This is a genomic window from Pseudomonas sp. NFX15 (genome assembly GCF_049132105.1).
Lineage (GTDB): Bacteria > Pseudomonadota > Gammaproteobacteria > Pseudomonadales > Pseudomonadaceae > Aquipseudomonas.
The window spans coordinates 110,937-130,494 of the sequence record NZ_JAFMPV010000013.1 but is presented as its reverse complement, the minus strand read 5'-3'; the positions used below and the strand labels follow the sequence as shown (position 1 = coordinate 130,494).

Annotated in this window: 15 protein-coding genes; 8 read left to right on the top strand and 7 right to left on the bottom strand. The window is 60.4% G+C overall.

Going from position 1 to position 19,558, the window contains the following annotated elements; all coding sequences use genetic code 11:
* Positions 1-14 precede the first annotated feature (14 nt).
* Positions 15-1,316, top strand: a complete 1,302-nt coding sequence (locus J1D76_RS16005) for a mechanosensitive ion channel family protein (RefSeq protein WP_421139214.1) — start codon at positions 15-17, stop codon at positions 1,314-1,316.
* 123 nt (positions 1,317-1,439) lie between these two features.
* Here J1D76_RS16005 and J1D76_RS16000 read toward each other — a convergent pair whose 3' ends face one another.
* Positions 1,440-2,084 carry a hydrolase gene (locus J1D76_RS16000; protein ID WP_421139213.1) on the bottom strand — a complete coding sequence of 215 codons (645 nt, stop codon included), beginning with the start codon at positions 2,082-2,084 and terminating at the stop codon, positions 1,440-1,442.
* Positions 2,085-2,244: 160 nt separating this feature from the next.
* Between J1D76_RS16000 and J1D76_RS15995 the strand changes: the two genes are divergently transcribed.
* Entirely contained in the window at positions 2,245-3,132 is an 888-nt protein-coding gene (locus tag J1D76_RS15995) for a LysR substrate-binding domain-containing protein (protein ID WP_421139212.1), read from the top strand.
* A 126-nt stretch (positions 3,133-3,258) separates the two neighbouring features.
* Here J1D76_RS15995 and J1D76_RS15990 read toward each other — a convergent pair whose 3' ends face one another.
* The 3 genes from J1D76_RS15990 to J1D76_RS15980 all read right to left on the bottom strand — a co-directional run bounded on the left by J1D76_RS15990 (position 3,259) and on the right by J1D76_RS15980 (position 5,619).
* Positions 3,259-4,125, bottom strand: a complete 867-nt coding sequence (locus tag J1D76_RS15990) for a carboxylate/amino acid/amine transporter (protein ID WP_421139211.1) — start codon at positions 4,123-4,125, stop codon at positions 3,259-3,261.
* Between the two features lie 350 nt (positions 4,126-4,475).
* Entirely contained in the window at positions 4,476-5,075 is a 600-nt protein-coding gene (locus tag J1D76_RS15985) for an FMN-dependent NADH-azoreductase (RefSeq protein ID WP_421139210.1), read from the bottom strand.
* Between the two features lie 229 nt (positions 5,076-5,304).
* Positions 5,305-5,619, bottom strand: a complete 315-nt coding sequence (locus J1D76_RS15980; protein WP_421139209.1) for a 3-phosphoglycerate kinase — start codon at positions 5,617-5,619, stop codon at positions 5,305-5,307.
* A 49-nt stretch (positions 5,620-5,668) separates the two neighbouring features.
* Between J1D76_RS15980 and J1D76_RS15975 the strand changes: the two genes are divergently transcribed.
* The 5 genes from J1D76_RS15975 (at position 5,669) to aqpZ (ending at position 10,895) form a co-directional block, all read left to right on the top strand.
* On the top strand, positions 5,669-6,592 hold the full coding sequence (locus J1D76_RS15975) for a LysR family transcriptional regulator (protein WP_421139208.1): 924 nt from the start codon (positions 5,669-5,671) through the stop codon (positions 6,590-6,592).
* 14 nt (positions 6,593-6,606) lie between these two features.
* Entirely contained in the window at positions 6,607-7,410 is an 804-nt protein-coding gene (locus J1D76_RS15970) for an alpha/beta fold hydrolase (RefSeq protein WP_421139207.1), read from the top strand.
* Between the two features lie 3 nt (positions 7,411-7,413).
* Positions 7,414-7,971, top strand: coding sequence for a peptidylprolyl isomerase (locus tag J1D76_RS15965; protein WP_110660041.1), 558 nt, complete (start codon positions 7,414-7,416; stop codon positions 7,969-7,971).
* Between the two features lie 95 nt (positions 7,972-8,066).
* The gene (locus J1D76_RS15960) at positions 8,067-9,899 is read left to right on the top strand and encodes an ABC transporter ATP-binding protein (RefSeq protein WP_421139206.1); all 1,833 of its coding nucleotides are present in this window, start codon (positions 8,067-8,069) and stop codon (positions 9,897-9,899) included.
* 297 nt (positions 9,900-10,196) lie between these two features.
* Positions 10,197-10,895: an aquaporin Z gene (gene aqpZ, locus J1D76_RS15955; protein WP_421139205.1), complete on the top strand. Its 699-nt coding sequence runs from the start codon at positions 10,197-10,199 to the stop codon at positions 10,893-10,895.
* Positions 10,896-10,906: 11 nt separating this feature from the next.
* Here the strand turns inward: aqpZ and J1D76_RS15950 are convergent, their stop codons facing one another.
* On the bottom strand, positions 10,907-12,031 hold the full coding sequence (locus tag J1D76_RS15950; RefSeq protein WP_421139204.1) for a GNAT family N-acetyltransferase: 1,125 nt from the start codon (positions 12,029-12,031) through the stop codon (positions 10,907-10,909).
* 280 nt (positions 12,032-12,311) lie between these two features.
* Between J1D76_RS15950 and J1D76_RS15945 the strand changes: the two genes are divergently transcribed.
* Positions 12,312-13,643, top strand: a complete 1,332-nt coding sequence (locus J1D76_RS15945; RefSeq protein WP_421139203.1) for a putative porin — start codon at positions 12,312-12,314, stop codon at positions 13,641-13,643.
* Between the two features lie 364 nt (positions 13,644-14,007).
* Here the strand turns inward: J1D76_RS15945 and J1D76_RS15940 are convergent, their stop codons facing one another.
* Both J1D76_RS15940 and hrpA read right to left on the bottom strand, forming a co-directional pair.
* Positions 14,008-15,129: a beta-ketoacyl-ACP synthase III gene (locus tag J1D76_RS15940; protein WP_421139202.1), complete on the bottom strand. Its 1,122-nt coding sequence runs from the start codon at positions 15,127-15,129 to the stop codon at positions 14,008-14,010.
* Positions 15,130-15,561: 432 nt separating this feature from the next.
* Entirely contained in the window at positions 15,562-19,473 is a 3,912-nt protein-coding gene (gene hrpA, locus J1D76_RS15935; RefSeq protein ID WP_421139201.1) for an ATP-dependent RNA helicase HrpA, read from the bottom strand.
* Between the last annotated feature and the right edge of the window lie 85 nt (positions 19,474-19,558).

Sequence of the window (19,558 nt, the reverse complement as noted above, 5' to 3'; positions counted from 1 at the left end):
AATCGTTTTTGACCATGGATATCAAACAGCTCTGGATCAACGTCCTGGACCTTTGGGGTGCCCTCGACCAGCACCCGCTCGTGCACACCAGCCTGTCGCTGTTGCTGCTGCTGGCGATTGCACTGTTCCTCGGACGGATGGCGCGCTACCTCATTCTGCACGGGACCAAAATGCTCAGCCGCCAGCCGGCCCTGCACTGGATCAATGATTTCCTGCAAAACAAAGTGTTTCATCGCCTGGCGCAAATCACGCCATCGCTGGTGATCCAGTTTGGCCTCAACCTGGTGCCGGGCCTGAGCAAAGCCAGCCTGAACTTCCTCGGCAATGTCGCGCTGTCATTCACGTTTCTGTTTTTGCTGCTGGCGGTCAGTGCCCTGCTCAATGCCCTGCTGGACATCTACGCCCGCACTGAGCACGCCCGCACCCGCTCGATCAAAGGCTACGTGCAGTTGGCGAAAATGATGCTGTACATCTTTGGCGCGATCATCATCGTCGCCACGTTGATCGATCGCTCGCCGCTGTTGCTGCTGTCGGGGCTGGGTGCCATGTCGGCGGTGATCCTGTTGGTCTACAAGGACACGCTACTGTCGTTCGTCGCCAGCGTGCAATTGACCAGCAACGACATGCTGCGTGTCGGCGACTGGATCGAAATGCCGCAAGTCGGCGCCGACGGCGATGTGGTGGACATCACGCTGCACACGGTCAAGGTGCAGAATTTCGACAAGACCATCGTCTCGATCCCGACCTGGCGCCTGATGTCCGAGTCGTTCAAGAACTGGCGCGGCATGCAGCAATCGGGCGGGCGACGGATCAAGCGCAGCCTGTTCATCGACGCCAGCGGCGTGCGCTTTCTGCGTGACGACGAAGAGCTGAAGTTGTCCCAGGTGCATTTGCTTACCGACTACATGAGCCGCAAACAGGCCGAACTCAAGGCATGGAATGAAGCCCAGGGCAACGTCGCGGCGATGTCGGCCAACCGTCGACGGATGACCAATATCGGCACCTTCCGTGCGTACGCATTGGCCTATCTGAAAAGCCACCCGGGGATCCAGCCGAACATGACCTGCATGGTCCGCCAGATGCAGACCACCGCCCAAGGTATTCCGCTGGAGATCTACTGCTTCACCCGCACAACGGCATGGGCCGACTACGAGCGGATCCAGGGGGATATTTTCGATTACCTGCTGGCCGTGCTGCCGGAGTTCGGGTTGAACCTGTATCAGCAACCGAGCGGCATGGATTTGCGGGCGGGGGTATTGCCGGCGATGCTGGGCGCGAGCCACCTGCCCGATGTCGCCGAAAAACGCATGATGTAACCCCCAAAAAACCTGTAGGAGCGGGCTTGCCCACGAACGCGCCAGGTCATTCAACAGTGATGTCGACTGACACTCCGCCTTCGCGGGCAAGCCCGCTCCTACAAGGATTGCTCAGTTTCAGTGTTACTTGACCTGCCGCTGCGGTGCGTTGTGCACCATGGTGTACGCGTAATCCACACCCATGCCGTATGCGCCGCTGTGTTCCAGCACCAGTTCCATCACCGCCTCGTAAGTCTCTTTGTGGGCCCAGTCACGCTGGTACTCGAGCAGCACTTGTTGCCAGGTCACCGGCACCGCTCCGGCCTGAATCATCCGTTGTACCGACATGTCGTGGGCTTCCTTGCTGGTGCCTCCGGAAGCGTCGGTGACGATGTACACCTCGTAGCCTTCGGCCAGGGCTTCCAGGGCCGGGAACGTCAGGCAGACCTCGGTCCACAGTGCGGCAATGACCAACTTTTTACGGCCGGTGGCTTTCACGGCATCGACCAGCGCCTTGTCTTCCCAAGAGTTCATCGAGGTGCGCTCGATCGGCTTTTGCTCCGGGTGTACTGCCAGCAACTCGGGCCAGATATAACCGCTGAAGCTTTCGGATTCGACCGAGGTGTAGAGGGTCGGCACGTTGAAGATCTTGGCGGCCTTGGCCAGGCCCACGGTGTTGTTCTTCAGGGTCTGGCGATCGATCGACTGCACGCCGAAAGCCATTTGCGGTTGGTGGTCGATCAGGATCAGGGCGGAGTTGGTTGGGTTGAGCAGTTCACGAATAGACATGGCGCGTTCCTTTTGATGTCGATGATTTCGAATGAGGTCTGGGTGAGTCGACCTTGCCGTGAGTGGCTTTGTCGTCGGCTTGGATGTCACTTTAGGGGCTAGCGACAAAAGGGACAATTACCTAAAATCGAGAATCATTGATTCCAAAAGAGGGACAATCATGGATCGCATCGAATGCATGCGCGCCTTCGTCGTCACGGTCGGCGAAAACGGCTTTGCGGCGGCTGCCCGGGCCATGGACGTGCCACGCTCGAAAGTCAGTAAACAGATTCAGGCGCTGGAAGACGCCATTGGCGTGCAATTGCTGCAACGCACCACCCGCAGCCTGCACCTGACTGAAGCCGGGGCCGAGTATTTCGAATCAGCGCGTGAAGTCTTGGCAGCCCTTGATGAGGCCGAACAACGCGCCCGTGACGGCATCGGCGAGTTGCGCGGGGTGTTGCGGGTCAATGCGCCGATGTCGTTCGGGCTACGGCGACTGGGGCCGTTGATTCCGTTGTTTCACGAGCAGCACCCGAATATCGAACTGCAACTGGTACTCAGCGACCAGCAGGTTGACCCCGTGCGAGGCGGCTTTGACGTGACCATTCGCATCGCCAGCCTGCCCGACTCGACCATGATCGCCCGGCAACTGGCGCCCGCGCCGCGCATCATGGTGGCGTCCCCTGCCTATCTCGAACGCGCAGGTGTCCCGCAGACACCGCAGGATCTGCGCGCCCACCAATGCCTGAACTACGGGTATTTGCAAAGCGGCGTCAGTTTGCAACTGTGCAATGGCAAGGAGACCCAGAGGGTGAACGTCACCGGGCCTTTGCACGCCAATAACGGTGACCTGCTCGCCCAGGCCGCAGAGGCTGGCATGGGCATCGCCCTGCTGCCCGACTTCATCGTCGAGGATGGATTGGCGGCCGGGCGACTGGTACCGGTGCTGTGCGAATGGCAGGCCCCGGCGATTACGATCAACGCGGTGTATTCGTCAACACGACGGGTGCCGCAAAAGACGCGGGCGTTCATCGAGTTTCTGCTGGGGCAATTGGCACCGAAATAATCTGGGCATCACATCAATCCCTGTAGGAGCGGGCCTACTCGCGATGGAGTGTCAGTCGACACAATGGTGGCTGATACACCATCGCGAGCAGGCTCGCTCTTACAGGGGATTAGGCTTGTCCCGGGGTCAGTGAGTAGCCAATGGCTGGCGCACACCCAACCGGCTGATCCACACCGCCAGCAAAATCACTGCCCCACCCAGCAACAACCGACCCAGTTCCTCATGTTGGTTCCAGATCAGCAAGTTGATCAGCAACCCTACCGGCACATGCAGGTTGTTCATCACCGCCAGCGTCCCGCCGTTCACCAGGCACGCGCCTTTGTTCCACCAGTAGAGCCCCAAAGCGGTCGAGACCAGGCCGAGGAACAGCAGCACGCCCCATTGCAACGGTGCTTCAGGCAGGAAGTTCTGCTTGCCGAACAGCAGGAACGCCGGCAACGCCACCGCCAGTGCACCGAGATAGAAGTAGCCGAAGCGCCGGTAATGCGGCAGATCGCTTGGATGGCGCGCCACCAGGTGTTTGTAGAGCACCTGCCCGGCGGCGTAGGTGAAGTTGGCCAGTTGCAGCAACAGGAAGCCCATGAAGAAGTCCGGGTTGATCCGGTCGAAGCGAATCACCGCCGCTCCTGTCACCGCCACCAGCGCCGCGACCAGGGCCCAAGGGTTGAAGCGACGATTGAGCGCATCTTCGATCAGGGTCACGTGCAGCGGCGTGAGGATGGTGAACAGCAACACTTCCGGCACCGTCAATACGCGGAAACTCAGGTACAGGCACACGTAGGTCACGCCGAACTGCAACGCGCCGATCAGCAGCATGCCGCGCATGAACGCCGGTTCCACCGAGCGCCAGCGGGTCAGTGGAATGAACACCAATCCCGCCAGCAATACCCGCACCAGCACCGCGAAGTAGCTGTCGACATGACCGGCCAGGTATTCGCCGATCAAACTGAAGGAAAACGCCTGGATCAGCGTGACAAAAAGTAGATAGCCCATGCTCGCCTCATTTCGAATGGCGGCGACGATAGCGGGTTTTGCCTTGAATCGCGATCCCCAAAACCTATCGGAAAACCCCCATCCCCCTGTAGGAGCTAGCTTGCTAGCGAAAGCGTCGGCACTTCAACAACGATGTATCTGACACGCCGTCTTCGCTAGCAAGCTAGCTCCTACAGGGGTTGTGGCCGTCATGGAAATGCAGACAAAAAAAAGCCCGATCTCGCTAAAGCGTTCAATCGGGCCAGGGCACTCAGGAGCAACAAGTGCGAAGGGAGGTTCGATGCGCGTACAGGCTTGAAGGGTTGCGCCAGGTCACTAGACCATCCGGCGATTATCTGGCGATTAACCGGTCAGGCCACTTGTGAAAGCCGGGCGTTTGCCTGGTTCAGGCCTTTCTCCTGGAAGTCGCCACCCAGGTTCATGCCTTCGGCATGGATGAACGTCACGTCGTGGATGCCGATGAAGCCCATGACCTGGCGCAGGTACGGTTCCTGGTGATCGGCGGTGCTGCCAGCGTAGATGCCACCGCGAGCCGTCAACACATAAGCTCGCTTGCCGCTGAGCAGGCCTTGCGGGCCGGTCTCGGTGTACTTGAAGGTCACACCGGCACGCAGCACATGGTCGAGCCAGGCTTTGAGGGTACTGGGGATCGCGAAGTTGTACATCGGCGCGGCCATCACCAGCACATCGGCGGCGAGCAATTCATCGGTCAACTGGTTGGAACGTTCCAGCGAAACCTGTTCGATGTCGCTGCGCTGCTCGGCGGGTTTCATCCAGCCACCCAGCAGGTTGATGTCCAGGTGCGGCACCGGATTGACGGCCAGGTCACGGACGGTGATCTGGTCATTCGGGTGAGCGGCTTTCCACTGATTGATGAAGGTCTGGGTCAGTTGACGGGACACCGAGTCTTGCTGACGGGCACTGCTTTCGATGATCAGAACGCGGGACATTGGATGTAGCCTCCATCTGAGAATGCTGTAGGGCGATGGAGTGAAGGTTAAACAGAGTCATATCGATGAAAAAGCGCAAATAACTGCTATAACCCATCAATAAATTCGTTTATAAGCACATCATGCCCCTGTAGGAGCGAGCCTGCTCGCGAAGAGGCGTGTCAGTCGACATAAAGGGTGAATGACACGACGCCTTCGCGAGCAGGCTCGCTCCCACAGAAAAGCAGTGTTATTTCGGTGTGCAGCTCAGCTCGATGCGCAGCCGGATGATGTCGCGGCTGAATTTGGCGGTGGCGTTTTTGTGTTTGCCGGCGGGCACATCGAGCTTGCGGGTACGCGGTGCTTCCGGGCCATTGCTGAAAACCGCTTTGCAACTCGCATCGACGTCACCGTAGTTGGCCACTCGGATGGAGCCGATGTCGCTGTCGGCATCGAAGGTTTCGAAGTCGATCTTCATGCCGTTGAGGTTTTTCTGTACATCGATCGGGTAAGCAAACGCGGTCAGCGGCAGCAGCGCCAGCAGCACACAACAGAATTTTTTCATTCAGCAGCCTCCAATAAGGGCTGCCAGCTTAGGACAAGAGGAGCTCAACATGAAAGCGCCCCGCGTGACCCTTGATCAATGGCGAACGCTTCAGGCCGTGGTCGATCACGGCGGCTTCGCCCAGGCCGCCGAGGCGCTGCATCGCTCGCAATCGTCGGTCAGCTACACCGTGGCCCGCATGCAAGACCAGCTCGGCGTGCCGTTGCTGCGCATCGACGGACGCAAAGCCGTGCTGACCGAAGCCGGCGGTGTGTTGCTGCGCCGCTCCCGGCAGCTGGTGAAGCAGGCCAGCCAGCTCGAAGACCTGGCCCATCACATGGAACAGGGCTGGGAAGCCGAAGTGCGCCTGGTGGTCGATGCGGCTTACCCCAGCGCCCGCCTCGTCCGTGCCCTGACCGCGTTCATGCCGCAAAGCCGTGGCTGCCGGGTGCGTCTGCGCGAGGAAGTGTTGTCGGGCGTGGAGGAAGTCCTGCTCGAAGGCGTCGCCGACCTGGCCATCACCGGGTTGAGCATTCCCGGTTATCTGGGCGCAGAGCTGAGCGACGTCGAGTTCGTCGCGGTTGCCCATCCCGAGCATTCGCTGCACCGCCTGAACCGCGAACTGAGCTTCCAGGACCTGGAAAGCCAGATGCAAGTGGTGATCCGTGATTCGGGCCGCCAGCAACCGCGGGACGTCGGCTGGCTCGGCGCCGAACAGCGCTGGACCGTCGGCAGCCTGGCCACCGCCGCGACCTTCGTCAGCAGCGGCCTGGGGTTTGCATGGCTGCCCCGGCACCTGATCGAACGGGAACTCAAGGAAGGCACGCTCAAGCTGCTACCGTTGGATCAGGGCGGCAGCCGCAACCCGAGTTTTTACCTGTACTCAAACAAGGACAAACCGCTCGGCCCGGCCACGCAGATTCTCATCGAGCTGCTGCGCACGTTTGACACCGCACCGCTGGACGCACCATTTGCCGCCCCCGAACAAGCCTGACACGGAGTGTATGCATGGCCTATTTCGAACACGAAGGTTGCAACCTGCACTATGAGGAATACGGCCACGGCACGCCGCTGCTGCTGGTCCACGGCCTGGGCTCCAGCACGCTGGACTGGGAAAAGCAGATCCCGGCACTGGCCACCCGCTACCGAGTGATCGTCCCGGATGTCCGCGGCCACGGCCGTTCCGACAAACCCCGGGAGCGCTACACCATCGCTGGTTTCAGTGCCGACCTGGTCGCGCTGATCGAGCACCTCAACCTGGGTCCGACACATTATGTCGGCTTGTCCATGGGCGGCATGATCGGCTTTCAACTGGGCGTTGACCAGCCGCGACTGCTTAAGAGCCTGTGCATCGTCAACAGCGCGCCCGAGGTCAAACTGCGCAGCCGCGAGGATTATTGGCAGTGGTTCAAGCGCTGGAGCCTGATGCACGCCCTCAGCCTGCGCACCATCGGCAAGGCGTTGGGTGGCAAGCTGTTCCCGAAACCCGAGCAGGCTGATTTGCGACAAAAGATGGCTGAGCGCTGGGCAAAAAACGACAAACATGCTTATCTCGCCAGCTTCAATGCCATTGTCGGCTGGGGCGTTCAGGAACGACTTTCGAAGGTCGCCTGTCCAACCCTGATCGTCAGCGCCGACCAGGACTACACACCGGTGGCGCTGAAGGAAAACTACGTAAAACTGCTGCCCCATGCGCGGCTGGTGGTGATCGCCGATTCACGCCATGCCACGCCGCTGGACCAGCCGGACCGTTTCAACCAGACACTGCTGGATTTTCTCATCGCAGTCGACACCACCACTCAGGATCATTGACCCATGCTGAAAAAAATCGCCCTCGCCGCTGGCTCCGTTCTGTTTGCCGCCAACCTGATGGCTGCGACGCCGGAAAAAGCGCCGCACGTCTTACTGGACACCACCAACGGCCAGATCGAAATCGAACTGGACCCGGTCAAGGCCCCGATCAGTACCAAGAACTTTCTTCAGTATGTGGACAGCGGTTTCTACAACAACACGATTTTCCACCGCGTGATCCCGGGCTTCATGGTCCAGGGCGGCGGTTTCACCCAACAGATGCAACAAAAAGAAACCAAAGAACCGATCAAGAACGAGCACAAGAATGGCCTGGTCAACGTACGTGGCACCTTGTCCATGGCCCGTACCTCTGATCCTGACTCGGCCACCAGCCAGTTCTTCATCAACGTCAAGGACAACGATTTCCTGGACAGCGGTGACGGCTACGCGGTGTTCGGCAAAGTGGTCAAGGGCATGGACGTGGTCGACATCATCGTCAATTCGCCGACCACCGTTCGCAGCGGCATGAAAGACGTGCCGGCCGATCCAGTCTTCATCAAGTCGGCCAAGCGCATCGACTGAGACTAAGCTGGACAAGGATGTCCGGGCTGTTGCCGGTGTGTACCGGCAAGGGCTCAAACCGTTAAAAGGAGAGCCCGTTCGCGGGTGAAAAACCGATGCTTTATCGCCGTTTTGAAAAACTGATCGATGTCTTTCGCGATGCACCGACGGCCTCGCCGCCGGACCGCGTATTGCCGTTTTATACCTATTACCTCAAGCAGGTCTGGCCGAGCTTCGCCGCCCTGCTGATCGTCGGCCTGATCGGTGCCTTGATCGAAGTGGCGTTGTTCAGCTACCTGAGCCGCATCATCGATCTGGCCCAAGGCACGCCGAACGTCAACCTGTTCCAGGAGCATGCCCTGGAGCTGACCTGGATGGTGGTGGTGGCGCTGGTGCTACGCCCCATATTCGTCGGCCTGCATGACCTACTGGTGCACCAGACCCTGAGCCCGAGCATGACCAGCATGATCCGCTGGCAGAACCATAGCTACGTGCTCAAGCAGAGCCTGAACTTCTTCCAGAACGATTTTGCCGGACGCATCGCCCAGCGCATCATGCAAACCGGCAACTCCCTGCGCGATTCCGCCGTGCAGGCGGTGGATGCGTTGTGGCACGTGCTGATCTACGCCATCAGCTCGCTGGTACTGTTCGCCGAAGCCGACTGGCGCCTGATGATCCCGCTGCTGACGTGGATCTTCGCCTTCATCGGCGCCCTCTACTTCTTCGTACCGCGGGTCAAGGATCGCTCGGTGGTGGCCTCCGATGCGCGCTCCAAACTCATGGGGCGGATTGTCGACGGCTACACCAACATCACCACTCTGAAGCTGTTCGCCCACACCAACTTCGAGCAGCAATACGCCCGCGAAGCGATCAAGGAACAGACCGAGAAAGCCCAGTTGGCCGGCCGCGTGGTCACCAGCATGGACGTGGTCATCACCACCATGAACGGCCTGCTGATCGTCTTCACCACGGGCCTGGCCCTGTGGCTTTGGACACAATCGTTGATCAGCGTCGGGGCGATTGCCCTGGCCACCGGCCTGGTGATCCGTATCGTCAACATGTCCGGCTGGATCATGTGGGTGGTGACTGGCATCTTCGAAAACATCGGCATGGTGCAGGACGGCTTGCAGACCATCTCACAACCGGTCAGCGTCACCGACCGTGACCAGGCCAAACCGTTGGCCGTGGCTCGTGGCGAAGTGCGCTTCGAACAGGTGGATTTCCACTACGGCAAGCAGAGCGGGATCATCGGCGACCTCAACCTGACCATCAAGGCCGGTGAAAAAATCGGCCTGATCGGCCCGTCCGGTGCCGGCAAATCGACCCTGGTGAACCTTCTGTTGCGCCTGTACGACGTGGAAGGCGGACGCATCCTGATCGACGGCCAGAACATCGCCGACGTCAGCCAGGAAAGCCTGCGCGAACGCATCGGCATGATCACCCAGGACACCTCCCTGCTGCACCGCTCGATCCGCGACAACTTGCTGTACGGCAAGCCTGACGCCACCGACGCCGAACTCTGGGAAGCGGTGCACAAGGCCCGGGCCGACGGGTTCATCCCTTCGCTGTCCGACGCCGAAGGCCGCAGCGGTTTCGATGCCCACGTCGGTGAGCGCGGGGTGAAACTCTCCGGCGGCCAGCGCCAGCGCATCGCCATCGCCCGGGTGCTGCTCAAGGACGCGCCGATCCTGATCATGGACGAAGCGACCTCGGCACTGGACTCGGAAGTCGAAGCGGCGATCCAGGAAAGCCTGGAAACCCTGATGCAGGGCAAGACCGTGATCGCCATCGCCCACCGGCTATCGACCATCGCCCGCATGGACCGGCTGGTGGTGCTGGAAAACGGCAAGATCGCCGAAACCGGCACCCACGCCGAACTGCTGGCCCATGGCGGTTTGTATGCGCGGTTGTGGCAGCATCAGACAGGGGGGTTTGTCGGCATCGATTGAGTACCGCGGTGCCCACAAAACCTGTAGGAGCGAGCCTGCTCGCGATGGCGGAGTATCCGTCGACAATGATGTTGACTGACCCACCGCGATCGCGAGCAGGCTCGCTCCTACAGAAGTCAAGTGATGCCAAAGCAACCAAAAAAACCGCCAGAACCTGCCAACCATGGGTCCTGGCGGTTTTTTTGCCTGCTGGAATTCTGAAAAAACCGTGCTGTACTCACTTCAACCTTCTGGAGGTGGTTCTGCAGTCCATCGGCTGGATGCTCTAGGCAGCATAATCTCGAAAGGGCTTTCTTCATGTCTCTGTTAAAACGTTCGGCTACAGAGTTGGTGGGTACGTTCTGGCTGGTGTTGGGTGGTTGCGGCAGTGCGGTGCTGGCGGCGGCTTTTCCGGATGTGGGGATCGGTCTGCTCGGCGTGTCCTTCGCCTTTGGCCTGACCGTGCTGACCATGGCGTTCGCCATCGGCCATATTTCCGGCTGTCATCTCAACCCGGCAGTGTCCCTCGGCCTGGTGGTAGGCGGGCGCTTTCCGGCCAATGAATTGCCGGCCTACGTCATCGCCCAGGTCATCGGCGGCGTGATTGCCGCCGCGTTGCTGTACTTCATTGCCAGCGGCAAACCCGGTTTCGAACTGGCGGGCGGCCTGGCTTCCAACGGCTATGGCGAACACTCGCCGGGCGGCTATTCAATGGCGGCGGGGTTTGTCTGTGAACTGGTGATGACTGCGATGTTCATCCTGATCATTCTCGGCGCCACCGACAAACGCGCACCGGCGGGGCTGGCACCCATTGCCATCGGCCTGGGGCTGACGCTGATCCACTTGATCTCGATCCCGGTCACCAACACCTCGGTGAACCCGGCGCGCAGCACCGGCCCGGCGCTGATCGTCGGCGGCTGGGCGATCCAGCAACTGTGGATGTTCTGGGTCGCGCCCCTGCTCGGTGCCGTGGTCGGCGGCGTGCTGTATCGCTGGCTGGGCAAGGAAGAAAGCTGAAACGCTGAAGATCAGCCTTGTCGATAAGGCAAGGCTGACTTCGCATCCTCTGCATAAGCCAGCACCCCCAACCGCTCCTGCTCCAGAAAATCCTTCACCGCCGCCTTCAAACCGGGATGACGCAAGTAATGCCAGGAATGGGTGATGACCGGTTCAAACCCGCGAATCAGTTTGTGCTCGCCCTGGGCGCCGGCATCGAAACGCTGGAAGCCATTGGCGATGGCGTAGTCCATGCCCTGATAGAAACACGTCTCGAAATGCAAGCGGTCGAACTCCGCCAGGCATCCCCAGTAACGGCCATAAAAGCTGTCGCCCCCTACCAGGCTGAACGCCATCGCCACCGGCCGTGAGCCCTGTCTGGCCAGCACCACACGAATTGACTCCGGCATGCGTTCGGCCAACAGGCTGAAAAATTCCCGCGTCAGGTACGGTGTTTGCCGACGCACGGCGTAGGTATTGGCGTAGCAGGCATAGACAAAATCCCACTGTGCCTGGCTCAGCTCTCGCCCTTCGAGCCATTCGAACTCAAAGCCCTGCCCTGCCACTTGCTCGCGTTCCTTGCGCATCTGCTTGCGTTTGCGCGAACTCAGCACGTCGAGGAAATCCTGAAAATCCCGGTAACCGCGATTCTGCCAGTGGTATTGACAGCCAACGCGCTGCAACCAGCCCGGCTGTTCGCTGAGTGCGGCGTCGGTGAACGGGTCGGTGAAATTAATGTGGGCGCTGGTGAGCTGTTCGATCTCAAGGTAACCCGGCAGGCTGTTGAGCAACTCGAATCCGTCTTCGACCGTAGCCGCCAGCAACCGCGGGCCACTGACCGGGCTGAACGGCACGGCGGTCAATAGTTTGGGGTAGTAATCGATGCCGGCACGTTCGCAGGCATCGGCCCACGCGTGATCAAACACGTACTCACCATAGGAATGCCACTTGCGATAACTGGGCAGCGCCGCGATCAGGCGCTCACCTTCAACGTGCAATAAATGCTCGGGCTGCCAGCCGGTATGGGGGCCGACGCTGGCGCTGTCTTCCAGTGCGCTCAAAAAAGCATGGCGCAGAAAAGGCTGGTTCTGCGGCACCAGTGCGTCCCAGGTGCGCGGGGCGATTTCTGACAGTTTTTGCAGGCGTTGCAACGGCATCACCGTCCTCACTCTTCATGGCGTGAAAGCCCCGCGAGTATCACCCATCGCTCTGCGTTGCACACGGGTAAAACGACGACAGTGCTCTAACTCAATAGTTCAGGGCGCCTTTGTATCGTCATCGACATGACATCACATTGCCACCGCACTGTAATAAACCATCGCGATACTGGCGCCTGTTTTTAGAGCGCCGGGTTATACCCGGCCACTGTTTTCCGCCCCTAATGGTCGGTTGTGTCCCGGATGGCTCTGTCATCCCCTCTCATCTTCGGAGATTGATATGCGTCTTGCTTCCACGAAAACTGCGGCGGCCCTGTGTGGCGGTTTGCTGCTGGCCATGAGTGTTCCGGCCAGTGCCGCAGTCGACGCCAAACTGCTCGACATGCTCAAGGCTAACGGCTCGATTACCAACGCGCAGTACAGCGAACTGCAAGCCGAGCTGGCCAGGGATCAGAAAGACCAGCAGATCGCCCGTCAGGCTCAGCAAGAGACCAACGAGCAAATCGCGGCCACCGCGAAGAAAACCGACACACTGAGCGCGTTCGACCAGAAACTGGCCTGGGCCGCCAAGACCCAATTCAAGGGTGACGTGCGCTTCCGTGAAGAAACCGTACACAACGATGGCGTGCCGAACAGCAAGGACCAGGACCGCCAGCGCATTCGTGCCCGCCTGGGTGCCTACAGCGAAATCAACTCGCAGGTCGACACCGGTATCCGTATCGCTACCGGCAGCAACGACGACGCTCGTTCGACCAACCAGGACCTGAACAACTACTTCGACAAGAAGTCGATCTGGCTCGACCAGGGTTACATCGACTACCACCCGGACGCGATCAAGAACCTGCACCTGGTGGGCGGCAAGATGCCGCAACAATGGGTGAGCATGGGCGACATCATCTGGGATAGCGACATCAACCCTGAAGGTCTGGCCGTCACCTACAAGTACCCGCTGAGCGGCAGCGCCGAGCTGTTCGGTAGCGCCGGTCACTACACCCTCAAGGACAACGTCGACGGCGAAGGCGTGCAGTTCAAGCACGACCTGCGCCTGTACGCCGGTCAGTTGGGTGGTCGCTTCGCCATCACCGACAGCATGAAAATGACGTTGGGCGGCAGTATCTACTCCTACGACAACGACAGCAGCAGTGCCTGCCCAACCACCGGCACCGTGACTGCGCCATGCGCACTGGCCGTCAATGGCAACAGCCCGGGCGAAACCTTCAAACTGTATGAAGGCTTTGGTCAGCTGGATTTCACCAACCTGCCGGTTCCGCTGTCGATCTACGGCCAGTACGTCAACAACACCGACGCCAGCAACGATCAGGACACAGGCTGGCTGGCCGGTGTGAAGTCCAAGATCTACGGCTTCAACCTGGACTACAACTACCGCGACGTCCAGCGTAACGCGGTGGTGGGTGCCTTCACCGACTCTGACTTCGCCAACGGTTACACCGGTTCGCGCGGCAGCAAGTTGAAAGTGAGCTACGACCTGGACAAGAACTTTGCCCTGGGCGCGACTTACTTCATGGCGACTTCGGACCAGACCAACGCCAACATCAACAAGAAAGATTCGGACATCAACACCCTGCAACTGGATGCCGAAGCCAAGTTCTGATCACCCCGCTGCACGACTCAGGCAAGGATGCCTGAGCCCCTTTTACAGCCTGGCGTTGGTGTGTCGGTCCCCATCATCCTCCGATGCATCAACGCGAGTCTGTTTTCACATCCCGCCTGCACTCAATCAATGGTGGCGAGGGGGCTTGCCCCCGTTGGACTGCGAAGCGGTCCCCAAACCAACCACCTCGATTTATCAGACATACCGCATCAATCTGACCTGCAACTACTGCGTAGTCGAACAGGGGCAAGCCCCCTCGCCACAGAAGCCGTCATCACAAAACCCTCAACTGAAAAACTCTGCGCAAAAAAAATCGCAGCGTTGGGCTGCGATTTTTTCTTTTGCTGCGGCAGCTAATTCGAAATCAGCGCTTGCGCAACAGCACACTACCAATCGAATAACCGGCGCCGAACGAGCTGAGTACAGCCAGCGAGCCGGCGGCCAGGTCGTCCTGGTTCTTGTGGAAGGCAATCACGGAACCGGCGGAACTGGTGTTGGCGTAGGTGTCGAGAATCACCGGCGCTTCTTGCTCGGTGGCGTCGCGCCCCAGCAGTTTCTTGACGATCAGGTGGTTCATGCTGAGGTTGGCCTGGTGCAGCCAGAAGCGCTTCACGTCGCTGACGTTGAGCTGGTTCTCTTGCAGATGCTCGGCGATCAGCTCGGCCACCAGCGGGCAGACTTCCTTGAACACCTTGCGGCCTTCCTGCACGAACAATTTGTCCTTGGCGCCGATGCCCTCTTCCGCCGCGCGGTTGAGGAAGCCGAAGTTGTTGCGGATGTTGTTGGAGAACTTGGTCAGCAGCTTGGTGCTGACGATGTCGAACTGGTACTTGGACGTCGCCAGGTCAGCACGTTCAATGATCACCGCGGTGGCGGCATCGCCGAAGATGAAGTGGCTGTCGCGGTCACGGAAGTTCAGGTGACCGGTGCAGACTTCCGGGTTGACCATCAGGATCGCCCGGGCCTGGCCCAGTTGCACGCTGTTGGCGGCGGTCTGGATGCCGAAGGTCGCCGAGGAACAGGCCACGTTCATGTCAAAACCGAAACCCTGGATGCCAAGCGCTTCCTGGACTTCGATGGCGATGGCCGGGTAGGCGCGTTGCAAGTTGGAGCAGGCGACGATCACGCCGTCGATGTCCGCGGCGGTCCTGCCAGCGCGCTGCAAGGCTTGTTCGGCGGCGCCGATGGCCATCTGGCAAAGTACCGACCATTCGTCGTTGGAGCGCTCCGGCAGGCGTGGCGCCATGCGTTGCGGGTCGAGAATGCCTTCCTTGTCCATGACAAAGCGGCTCTTGATGCCCGAGGCTTTTTCAATGAACGCTGCACTGGACTCGGTCAACGCCTGCACTTCACCGCGCGCGATGGCCTCGGCGTTGTCGGCGTTGAATTGCCCGACGTAGGCATTGAAAGACTGCACCAGCTCTTCGTTGGAGATGCTGTTGGCCGGGGTGTACAGGCCGGTGCCGCTGATGACGACGTTATGCATGGTCGTGTCTCTAATCTGTTCAGGCAGAAAGCATTGGCACCGTCGTACCAACACGCAAAGGGTCTATTCCCATCCTGGGGACGCAAAACCTGGCATCGCTTTATTCCGAGCGGCCCGCGATGGTGAAGGCTTAAAACCGCGGGGCTGGTGTTTATAGGCGCGAAGTTTGCCATAAACCGTGGGGTTTGGCCCCTTTTTGCTGGCGAACCCGCCCATCAAAACACACACAATCTCTGTAGGAGTCCGGCTTGCCGGCGAAGGGGCTGCCACTGACAACGCACGGCTCAAGGCCGCATTCGCTGGCAAGCCAGCGCCTACAGTTATCAGAGACGCCGCCACCCTTGTAGGAGCCGGCTTGCCGGCGAAGGGGTCATCACTGACGACACATGGCTCCAGGCCGCCTTCGCTGGCAAGCCAGCGCCTACAAAGGCGTTACGGTTCGACTTGCGACCACTGCTTGTTCAGCCGCTTGTCGGAGATCGGCACCTTGGTTCCCAGTTGTTGCGCAAACAGCGACACCCGGTATTCCTCCAGCCACCAGCGATACAGCTCCAACTGCGGATCGCGCTTGCCTTCCTGGGCATGTTTGTTGGCGCGGGCCTGGTATTGCGTCCACAGGCCGCTCAACTCACCGCTCCAGACCCGGTCGCGCTGCACTTGCGCGCCAATTTTCTCGAAGCGCTGTTCGATGGCCTTGAGGTAACGCGGCAACTCCTTGAGCCACTGCATCGGCGTTTCCCGGACAAACCCGGGATAGACCAGGTGGCTGAGCTGTTGCTTGATGTCGTTGAGGGCCACGGCTTGCGCCAGGTCGATCTTGCCCTTGAAGCGTTTTTGCAAACCGTGCCAGAGCTTGAGGATCTCCAGGGTCAGCTTCGCCACGCGCTCGGCGTGCTCGGTCCAGGCGCCACGCTTGCGCTCGGCCAGCGAGGCCAGGCCAGCACCGTCACGGGGCAACGGGTCTTCGCCCTCAAGAATGCAACTGTCGAGGCTGGCCAGCAGAATGTCTTCCACCAGCGCATCGACGCGGCCCATGTCGCGATACAGCAGGCCCAGCTCGGTCAGGCCCGGCAACTTGCCACGCAGGAACTTGGCAGGTTCGGCCAGTTGCTGCATCAGCAAGCGTTGCAAGGCGCGGCGATGCTGGAACTCGGCTTCGGCCGGCGTTGAAAAACGTCCTTCCTTGACCGTCCCGCCCTCTTCCACGAGCGCCGGATAGACCGTCATCGACAACCCGGCAATCTTCTGCTGGGTTTTCTCAGCCACCGCGGCGAACACTTTTGGCTCCACCGGCAGCTGGCGCTTGGCGGTTTGCGGCACGGCCAAAGCAGCCTGGCTGGCCTCGGCGAAACGTGCGGTCAGTTCGGCCAGATCGCGACCTTCACCGAGGAACTTGCCCTGGGCGTCGACGATTTCCAGGTTCATCCGCAAATGGCTTTCAACCTGTTGTGCCGCCTCGGCCCAGGCTTCATCGCTGACCCGCGCACCAGTCATGCGCAGCAACTCGCGACCCAACGCCTGGGGCAACGAACCTTCGGCAAAGGTCATGCGCTGCAACGCAGCCTTGACGAAGTCCGGCACCGGCACGAAGTTCTTGCGCAAGGCCTTGGGCAGGTTGCGCACCAGTGCGATGCACTTGGCTTCAATGACACCCGGCACCAGCCATTCCAGGCGTTCCGGTGGCAGCATCGGCAGCAGCGGCGCCGGCACGCGCAGGGTCACGCCGTCCCGTGGGTGATTGGGTTCGAAGTGGTAGGTGAGGGCCAATTCCAGATCGCCGATGTGCAGCGTGTCCGGGTAATGCTGGGCGGTGACTTCGCTGGCTTCGCGGGCGAGCACGTCTTCCTCGCGCATGATCAGCAACTGCGGATCTTTCTGGCTGTTGATCCGGTACCAACTGTCGAAGGTCGCGGTCTGGTGAATCTCCGCCGGCAAGCGTGCGTCGTAGAAGGCGTACAGGGTTTCTTCGTCGGCGAGGATGTCGCGACGGCGAGCCTTGGCTTCCAGTTCGTCGAGCTGTTCCAGCAACTGTTTGTTGGCGGTCAGGCACTTGGCTTTCGACTGAATCTCGCCGCGTACCAACCCTTCACGGATGAACAACTCGCGGGACACCACCGGATCGACCGGACCGTAATGCACCGGGCGACGGCCGACCACGATCAGCCCGAACAGGGTGATCTGCTCGAACGCCACGACCTGGCCGCGCTTCTTCTCCCAATGCGGTTCGAAGTGGTTCTTCTTGATCAGGTGGCCGGCCAGTGGCTCGATCCAGTCGGCATCGATCTTGGCGACCATGCGCGCATAAAGCTTGGTGGTTTCCACCAGCTCGGCGGTCATCAACCACTGCGGGCGTTTTTTGCCGATGCCCGACGACGGGTGAATCCAGAAGCGCCGCTGACGCGCACCGAGGTAATCGCCCTCTTCGGTTTTCTGGCCGATCTGGCTCAGCAGTCCCACCAACACCGCTTTGTGCAGTTTCGGATAATCCGCCGGCTCTTTATTGAGGCTCAACTGCATGTCGCGGCAGATCAGGCTCAACTGGCGATGGGAGTCGCGCCACTCGCGCAGGCGAAGGTAGTTGAGGAAGTTCTTGCGGCACCAATTGCGCAGCGGGTTGGCGGTCAGTGCCTGGCGCTGCTCTTCGAAACCGCGCCACAGATTGACCAGCCCGGCGAAGTCCGAGTCGGCGTCTTTCCATTGGGCGTGGGCCTGATCCGCCGCTTGCTGACGTTCCGGCGGGCGCTCGCGCGGGTCCTGGATCGACATGGCGCTGGCGACGATCAGCACTTCCTGCAAACTGCCAAGCTTGGCCGCTTCCAACAGCATGCGCCCCATGCGCGGGTCCACCGGCAAGCGCGCCAGTTGCCGACCGAGTGGCGTCAGCTGGCTGTTGCGGTCCACCGCCGAGAGTTCTTGCAGCAGGTTGTAGCCGTCGCTGATGGCCTTGCCATCCGGCGGCTCGATAAACGGAAACGCAGTAACCTCGCCAAGACGCAGGTGCAGCATCTGCAAAATCACTGCCGCAAGGTTGGTCCGCAGGATTTCCGGGTCGGTGAATTCCGGGCGACCAAGGAAGTCTTCTTCGCTGTAGAGGCGGATGCAGATACCTGGCTCGACCCGTCCGCATCGACCTTTTCGCTGGTTGGCGCTGGCTTGGGAAACGGCTTCGATCGGCAGGCGCTGGACCTTGGCGCGGTAGCTGTAGCGACTGATGCGTGCGGTGCCGCTGTCGATCACGTAGCGAATGCCCGGCACGGTCAGCGAGGTTTCCGCGACGTTGGTCGCCAGGACCACGCGACGCCCAGGGTGCGACTGGAAAATCCGCTGCTGCTCGGCCGGCGACAGCCGTGCGTACAACGGCAGGATTTCGGTGTGCTTGAGCTGGGCCTTGCGCAGCATGTCGGCGGCGTCGCGAATCTCGCGCTCGCCGGGCAGGAACACCAACACGTCACCGGGACTGCGGCGTTCGCTGCGCTCGTAAGCCGCGATTTCGTCGAGGGTGGCGAGGATCGCCTGGTCCACCGTCAGGTCGTCCTCGACGCGGTTGCCCTCTTCGTCTTGCTCCAGCGTCAGCGGGCGATACCAGGTGTCCACCGGGAAGGTGCGGCCGGACACCTCGACAATCGGTGCGTCATCGAAGTGTTTGGAGAAACGCTCAAGGTCGATGGTCGCCGAGGTGATGATGACCTTCAGGTCGGGACGGCGCGGCAGCAGGATTTTCAGGTAGCCGAGCAGGAAGTCGATGTTGAGGCTGCGTTCGTGGGCTTCGTCGACGATGATCGTGTCGTAGCGTTCCAGGTAGCGGTCGTTCTGGGTTTCCGCCAGCAGGATGCCGTCGGTCATCAGCTTGATCAGGGTGTTGGAATCACTCTGGTCCTCGAAGCGCACCTGATAGCCGACCAGTGCGCCCAACGGCGTGCCGAGTTCTTCGGCGACGCGGCTGGCGACGCTGCGCGCAGCGATGCGCCGCGGTTGGGTATGGCCGATCAGGCCATGCTGGCCTCGACCAATCTCCAGGCAGATCTTCGGCAGCTGGGTGGTTTTACCCGAGCCGGTTTCACCGGCAATGATCAGCACCTGGTGCTTTTCCAGGGCTTTCTTGATTTCGTCGCGCTTGGCGGCAATCGGCAAACTGTCGTCGTAGCGGATCACCGGCAGGCTGGCCTTGCGCGCCAGCACCTGCTCGCAAGACGCCTGCATGCGCGCCACCCACTGGGCCAGTTTGGCCTCGTCGGGTTTCTTGCGCAGCTCAAGCAACTGCCGCCGCAGCCGGTGGCGGTCGGCGAGCATGGCGTGATCGAGGTTTTTCAGCAGTTTGTCGATGGAGGGCGATTCGTCGGTCATCGGGTTCGCAATTGGGTCGTCTAGTGGCGCAAGGTGGCGATTGTCGCAGATTTAAAGGATGAACGAGATCCCTTGTAGGAGCCGG